At 63.3% G+C, this 6,503-nt stretch carries 7 protein-coding genes; 5 read left to right on the top strand and 2 right to left on the bottom strand.

Annotated features, from left to right (window positions below; all coding sequences use genetic code 11):
* The first annotated feature begins 107 nt into the window (after nucleotides 1-107).
* The 5 genes from RTX98_RS17540 to RTX98_RS17520 all read left to right on the top strand — a co-directional run bounded on the left by RTX98_RS17540 (nucleotide 108) and on the right by RTX98_RS17520 (nucleotide 5,733).
* Nucleotides 108-1,025: a class I SAM-dependent rRNA methyltransferase gene (locus RTX98_RS17540; protein WP_312798096.1), complete on the top strand. Its 918-nt coding sequence runs from the start codon at nucleotides 108-110 to the stop codon at nucleotides 1,023-1,025.
* The gene (locus RTX98_RS17535) at nucleotides 1,022-1,888 is read left to right on the top strand and encodes an RNA methyltransferase (RefSeq protein ID WP_312798093.1); all 867 of its coding nucleotides are present in this window, start codon (nucleotides 1,022-1,024) and stop codon (nucleotides 1,886-1,888) included. The genes RTX98_RS17540 and RTX98_RS17535 overlap by 4 nt, the downstream gene beginning before the upstream one ends.
* A 2-nt stretch (nucleotides 1,889-1,890) precedes the next feature.
* Nucleotides 1,891-2,379: a signal peptidase II gene (gene lspA / locus RTX98_RS17530; protein ID WP_312798095.1), complete on the top strand. Its 489-nt coding sequence runs from the start codon at nucleotides 1,891-1,893 to the stop codon at nucleotides 2,377-2,379.
* Between the two features lie 226 nt (nucleotides 2,380-2,605).
* On the top strand, nucleotides 2,606-4,753 hold the full coding sequence (locus RTX98_RS17525; protein WP_312798094.1) for a response regulator: 2,148 nt from the start codon (nucleotides 2,606-2,608) through the stop codon (nucleotides 4,751-4,753).
* 116 nt (nucleotides 4,754-4,869) lie between these two features.
* A complete protein-coding gene (locus RTX98_RS17520) occupies nucleotides 4,870-5,733 on the top strand; it encodes a GNAT family N-acetyltransferase (RefSeq protein WP_312798092.1) in 864 nt (287 codons plus the stop codon).
* 8 nt (nucleotides 5,734-5,741) lie between these two features.
* On the opposite strand, the gene RTX98_RS17515 is transcribed toward RTX98_RS17520, so the two are convergent.
* A complete protein-coding gene (locus tag RTX98_RS17515) occupies nucleotides 5,742-6,179 on the bottom strand; it encodes an EamA family transporter (RefSeq protein ID WP_312798091.1) in 438 nt (145 codons plus the stop codon).
* Nucleotides 6,176-6,503 (bottom strand): endonuclease/exonuclease/phosphatase family protein (locus tag RTX98_RS17510; RefSeq protein ID WP_416223160.1); only part of this gene is annotated, 328 nt, incomplete at its 5' end. The genes RTX98_RS17515 and RTX98_RS17510, both read right to left, overlap by 4 nt.

Raw genomic sequence — 6,503 nt, 5'->3', positions numbered from 1 at the left:
CCCGCGACACACACTCGAATCCGCTGATCGGCGGCGTCAATCCGACGCGCGAGCCGCATCTGGCGCCGAGCGATCCACGGCCGACGCCGCCGGAACAATCGGCCCCGCTGCCGAAGCCGACCGGTCCCCTACCCGCCGAAACGCTGCCGCTGATCCTGGAAGTCGCACCGAGCAAGGATTACGCGCTGATCGACAGCGGCGACGGCGAAAAGCTCGAGCAATACGGCCCCTATCGCATCGTGCGGCCGGAAGGTCAGGCTATCTGGAGCTGCGCGCTTTCCGAACGCGAGTGGACGGATGTCGACGCGATCTTCACCGGCGACACGGATGAGGAAGGGCTCGGACGCTGGCGTTTTCCTGGGGATCCACTCGGCGAAACTTGGCCGATGGCGCATGACGGGCTCCCTTATCTCGGTCGCTTCACCTCGTTCCGCCATGTCGGCGTGTTTCCCGAACAAGGGCCGCACTGGGCCCATATGGAAAGGCTGATCCGCGAGGCCAAGCGGCCCGTGCGTGTGCTCAACCTGTTCGGATATACCGGCCTTGCCTCGCTGGTCGCGGCGCGCGCGGGTGCCGAAGTCACCCATGTGGACGCCTCCAAGAAGGCGATTGGCTGGGCGCGTGAGAACCAGGAGATGGCCGGTTTGTCCGACAAGCCTATCCGCTGGATCTGCGAGGACGCGATGAAGTTCGCCGAGCGCGAAGAGCGTCGCGGCAGCCGCTATGACATCGTGCTGTTTGATCCACCGGCCTATGGGCGCGGGCCTAAGGGCGAGGTGTGGCAGCTGTTCGAGGACCTGCCAAGGCTGACAGCCTTGTGCCGCGCGATCCTGACGCCGCAGCCGCTGACCGTCGTTCTTACTGCCTATTCGATCCGGGCGTCCTTCTTTGCCATCCATGCGCTGATGCGCGACGCTTTTGCCGGCATGGGCGGGCGCGTAGAATCCGGCGAGCTCATTATTCGCGAGCAATCGGCTGGCCGCGCGCTGTCGACCTCGCTGTTTTCACGCTGGGTGGCGCAATGAGCGGTTATGCGGGAGTGCCGCGGACGGGCGCACCGGGCCAGGTGAAGGAAGTCACCAGCCTCGCCAACCCTGTCATCAAGGACATCAAGTCGCTGGCGTTGAAGAAATTCCGCGACCAGCAGAACGCATTCCTGGCCGAAGGGCTGAAGCTCGTCATCGACGCGCTCGATCTCGGCTGGACGATCAAGACGCTGGTCTTCGCCAAGTCTGCTCTGGGCAATCCGTTGGTCGAGAAGGTCGCGGCGCGTTCGGTTGCGGCCGGCGCGCTGGTGCTGGAAGTCAGCGAGAAGGTGCTGACTTCGGTGACCCGCAAGGATAATCCGCAGACCGTGCTCGGCGTGTTCGAGCAGAAGCTCACCCCGTTGCGTGATGTGCGGCTTTCCGGCTCGGACGTCTGGGTGGCGCTCGACCGCGTTCGCGATCCCGGCAATCTCGGCACGGTGATCCGCACGGCCGATGCTGTGGGTGCCAAGGGCGTGCTGCTGGTAGGCGATTGCGTCGATCCGTTTGCACTGGAAACCGTGCGCGCCACGATGGGCTCGATCTTTGCCGTGCCGCTGGTCAAAGCCTCGCCGGACGCGTTTTTGGCCTGGCGCAAGGAGTTCAAGGGCCTCGTTGCCGGCACGCATCTGAAAGGCGCCGTGGATTATCGCAGCGTCAAATTTGCCGACAAGCCGGTCGTTCTGCTGATGGGCAATGAAAGCCAGGGTTTGCCTGAGCCGCTGGCCGAGCGCTGCGACGTGCTCCTCCGCATTCCCCAGGCCGGACGCGCCGACTCGCTGAATCTGGCGGTTGCCACCGGCATCATGCTTTACGAAGTGCGCCGATCCGCACTCACCCTCGACGGAGTGCCCGCCGCGTGAATCTGCGTTCCTTTCTGATCTACTGCCTGATTGCCGCTTTCGCCGTTCTGTTCGACCAGGTGGTCAAGGAATGGGTCGAGATCGACATGGTGATGTACCAGCAGATCGATCTCCTGCCCTTCTTCGCGCTGTTTCGCACCCATAATACCGGCATCGCCTTTTCCATGTTTTCGACGCTCGGCGCACCGGCATTGGTGGCGTTGACGCTGGGCGTGGTGGCGTTGGTGCTTTATCTCTCCTGGCGCACGGCTCCGCATCAGGTGGCTGCACGTCTCGGTTTTGCGCTGATCATCGGTGGCGCGATCGGCAATCTGATCGATCGCGTGACGCTCGGCTATGTCATTGATTATTTCCTGTTCCACACGCCGGCCTGGTCGTTCGCGGTGTTCAACCTGGCCGATGCCTTCATCACGGTGGGCGCTGGTCTGGTCGTATTGCAGGAGGTGCTGGACTGGCGGCACGATCGTGATGCCGCTAAGAACGGCTCCTGAACAGGGCGGCTGAAAGGTCGCAGGCAGCAAACGGCGCGTTCGGCGTTTCCGGTAAAATCCGATGAAACTGCCGAAAGCTTCCTCAACAGGCGGCTGCTAAACTGCTTGCATGGTGGCCGTGCTCAAAACCAAACCAATTCGACAGGCGCAGGTCCAAAACGGACCTGTGAGCCCCGCCCATACTGCCGCCTTCGTGCATCGACAGAGCGCCGCCAGATTATGGTCTCTGCCGACCTGGCTTCCCTGGCTGTGGTTCGGCCTGATGCTGGCCACGCTGGCGCTCGGCGGTGTGGCTTACCTCAGCGGTGCGCCGCTCTTCATTCCCGCAGCACTTGGCATTCTGTTCGTGGTCAAGCTGGCGGTGTTTGGCTACGCGCTGACCTCGCACCGCCGCGAGATGCAGAAGGGTGCCGCCGCGCTCAACCGCCGCCAATGGGAGATCGAGTCGCTTTCGGGCAAGATGTGGGCCCTGCAGGAAAGCGAAGAGCGCTTGCGCAGCCTGCTCGATGCGTTAGGCGACCTGGTTGTTCATCGCGACGGCGACGGCCGCATTCTTTACGCTAATGATGGGCTCGGCCTTCTTCTGGACCGCGATCCGCTCTCTCTTGCCGGTCAGCACCTGATCGATCTCGGCGTCGATATCAGCCTGGTGCCGGACGCCGCCTTTGTGGAAGGCGAATGTCTGAGCTCTACCGACGTTGCGATCCAAACGCCAAATGGCGAGCGCTGGTTCTCCTGGATCGAGCACTCCATGCGCGATCCCACCAGCGGTACCGTTTCGCATCGAGCGATCGCCCGCGACATCACCGACCGCAAGCGGGCCGAAACGGAAGCCATCGCCGCGCGTGAACGGGCCGAGGACGCCAACAAGGCGAAGTCGCGCTTCCTGGCGACCGTCAGCCACGAAATCCGTACGCCCATGAATGGCATCATCGGCATGGCGAAGCTGCTGGCCGACACCAATCTGTCGCCGGAACAGCAGACCTATGTCGGCGCGGTCTCGACCTCCGGCGAGCATCTGCTGACGCTGATCGAAGACCTGCTCGATTATTCCAAGATCGAGGCCGGCCGTTTCGAGATCGAGCTTCAGAAAGTTTCGCCGCGCGAGCTGAGCGAGAATGTCGTGGAACTGCTGGCTGCGCGCGCTTACTCGAAGAACATCGGCCTCGGCGTGCGGGTGGCACCCGATGTGCCGACGCTGATTTCCACGGATCCGGGACGGCTGCGGCAGGTGCTGATTAACCTGATCGGCAATGCCGTGAAGTTTACCGAAACGGGCGGCGTTCTGGTGGATGTGTCCGTCACCGACGATGGCGACTGGCCGGCCATCCGCTTCGGCGTGCGCGATACAGGCCCCGGCCTGGCGCAAAGCGATGCGGCCCGCATTTTCGGCGAGTTCGAACAAGGCGACGGCACCACGACGCGGCGCTATGGCGGTGCAGGGCTCGGCCTTGCGATCTCAAAGCGCATCGTGGAAGCCATGCAGGGCACGATCGGGGTCGAGGCCGCTCCCGGCGAAGGGGCGATCTTCTGCGTGACCTTGCCGCTCGATGCGCAGAGCGAACCGCCCGGCCGCGCAACGGCGTTGGCTGGATGCCGCGCGGTGATCCTGTCCGATCTCGGTATCGAGGTGGAAGCACTGGCAACCACGATCCGGGATCATGGCGGCCGGGCCACGATCGCGGACACCGTCGAACAGGCAGCTCTGTGCCGGGATTGCAATGTGATCCTGATCGATGCCCGTCTGGAAGATGCCGACGGCAGCTGCTTGGCAGCCTTACGCGCGGCCGGCCTCACCGACGTTCCGGCCATCACCCTGATTGCGCCGGACAATCGCGGGCGCTTGGCGCAATTGCATGAGCAGGGTTACGCGCATTTCCTTGCGCGGCCGGTTCGCACGGAAACGCTGTTGCGCGTTCTTCTTGCAGCCCTCGCCGTGACAGCCGCGCCCGATCAGCCTAAGGCTTCTCCGCGCGTGCCACAGCCGGCTTCCAACCGCAGCCGCTCGATCCTCATTGCCGAGGACAACGAGATCAACGCGCTGCTGGCGCGCTCTGCGCTGGCTAAGGCGGGACACCGGGTGAAGGTCGTTGGCAATGGCCGTGCGGCCGTCGATGCCGTAACGCAGGCGACTGATGGACAGGCGCCGGATATCGTTCTGATGGACCTGCACATGCCAGTAATGGATGGGCTCGATGCCATCGCCATGATCCGCAAGCACGAAGAAGAAAAGGGCACGCAGCCGGTACCGATTATCGTTCTTTCGGCGGACGGGCAGGAAAAAACCCGCCACCATGTTCTCGCCCATGGCGCAACCGGCTTCGTCGCCAAGCCGCTCGACCCCGCCACCTTGCTGAACGCCGTGGAAGCGTAACACAGCCGGCTCATTTTGAAGCCGGATAGAGCGGCTGACATCAGGCAGTCGCTTTCATGTCACCGTCATGTGATATTAGCCGCGTATCCGATCGACGGGTCCACGGGGAATCAGCCATGAATCACGTGACGTTTGAGTTCGAAACCGGACGTTTGAACACGGGTGTGCCACTGAGCGTGGCACCATCGGCAACGCTCCTGCCCCTAGGCAAGATCGGCTCGCTGGAAGCGCGGCTGGCGACAAGCGAGGCGGAGATCGAAGCCGCGCAGAAGCTGCGTTTCAGCGTTTTCTACGAGGAACTCGGCGCGACACGGCAGGAGGCCCACAGGCTGGATCAGCGCGATGCCGACCGCTTCGACAGCATCTGCGATCATCTCCTGGTGTTCGACACAGCGCTGCCAGGTCCAAGCGCAAAGCAGATCGTCGGTTGTTACCGGCTGCTGCGCCAGGAAACGGCGGACGCGACGGGCGGCTTTTATTCTGCGGATGAATTCGAGTTCGACAAGCTCGTTGCCCGTCACCCCGACCTCAACTTCCTCGAGCTCGGCCGCTCCTGCGTTTTGCCGGCTTATCGTTCCAAGCGCACGATCGAGCTCCTGTGGCAGGCGATCTGGGCTTACGTGAAGCATCACGGCATCGACGTGATGGCCGGCTGCGCCTCGTTCCACGGCACGATCCCCGCTGCCCACGCCGAAGCGCTGTCCTTCCTCGCGCATAACTGCACCGGGCAGGACGAATGGGCGGTGCGTGCGGTGGCCAAGCGCTTCGCGCCGATGGACCTGATGCCGGCGGAAGCGATCAACGCCAAGGCGGCGCTCACCGCCATGCCGCCTCTCGTAAAAGGCTATCTGCGGCTGGGCGCCAAGTTCGGCGAAGGCTGCGTGGTCGACCACGATTTCGGCACGACGGATGTGTTCGTGGTTCTGCCGATCAGCGCGATTTCGGAACGCTACATCACCTATTACGGCGGCGCCTCCTGACGCTTCGATCAGGCGCGGATCGCAACCAGCACCGCGCCTGTGCCGATCAGGATAACGCCGAGCCAGTTCACGCCCGACAATCTTTCACGCAGGAAGACGACGGCAAAAACGGCAACCAGAACGACGCTGAGCTTATCGATCGGCGCCACGCGCGCAGCATCCCCAATCTGCAGGGCTCTGAAGTAACAGAGCCAGGAGAGGCCCGTTGCAGCACCCGACAAAGCCAGAAAGAGCCAGGTCCGGTTCGAAATGGAGGATACCGGCTGCCATGCCCCCGTCGCGGCAACGATGGCAGCGGCAATGGCCAGAATCACGGCTGTACGGATCAGCGTCGCGAGATCGGAATTAACGCCTTCCACGCCGATCTTGCCGAAGATTGCAGTCAGCGCCGCAAACACCGCAGACAGCAGAGCCCATAGCTGCCACGATCCCAGCATCGGCTTCATTTCTCCCACCCGACGCCGATCGGCTCTTCGTCGCGCTCATCCGCCTGCCGGACCAGGTCGCGCGCGCGGTCGAGATCACCGGCATCCGCTTCGTCGGGACGGCTGATCGCGTCGCGGTCCGGGCAAAGAACGAGATCGAACTGAACTGGGAAATGATCGGACCCACCCGCTTCCAGCCGCTGCATGTCGACCAGCCGGAAATGAGCGGAATGGAACAGGTGGTCGAGCGGCCAGCGCATGAACCAGTAGCGGGCATCGAAGCTGTTGACCATGCGCCTGCCAATGCGCGGATCGAGCAGCCGGCTGATGCGGCGGAAGCGCCGC

The sequence above is a fragment of the Tianweitania sp. genome, assembly GCF_032053605.1.
In the GTDB taxonomy this organism is placed as follows: domain Bacteria; phylum Pseudomonadota; class Alphaproteobacteria; order Rhizobiales; family Rhizobiaceae; genus Tianweitania.
This window is presented reverse-complemented; position numbering and strand designations above follow the sequence as displayed.

Excerpts from the sequence above, each read along its gene's own strand:
- RTX98_RS17515 (WP_312798091.1), bottom strand. The coding sequence starts at position 6,179 with ATGAAGCCGATGCTGGGATCGTGGCAGCTATGGGCTCTGCTGTCTGCG.
- RTX98_RS17535 (WP_312798093.1), top strand. The coding sequence starts at position 1,022 with ATGAGCGGTTATGCGGGAGTGCCGCGGACGGGCGCACCGGGCCAGGTG.
- RTX98_RS17520 (WP_312798092.1), top strand. The coding sequence starts at position 4,870 with ATGAATCACGTGACGTTTGAGTTCGAAACCGGACGTTTGAACACGGGT.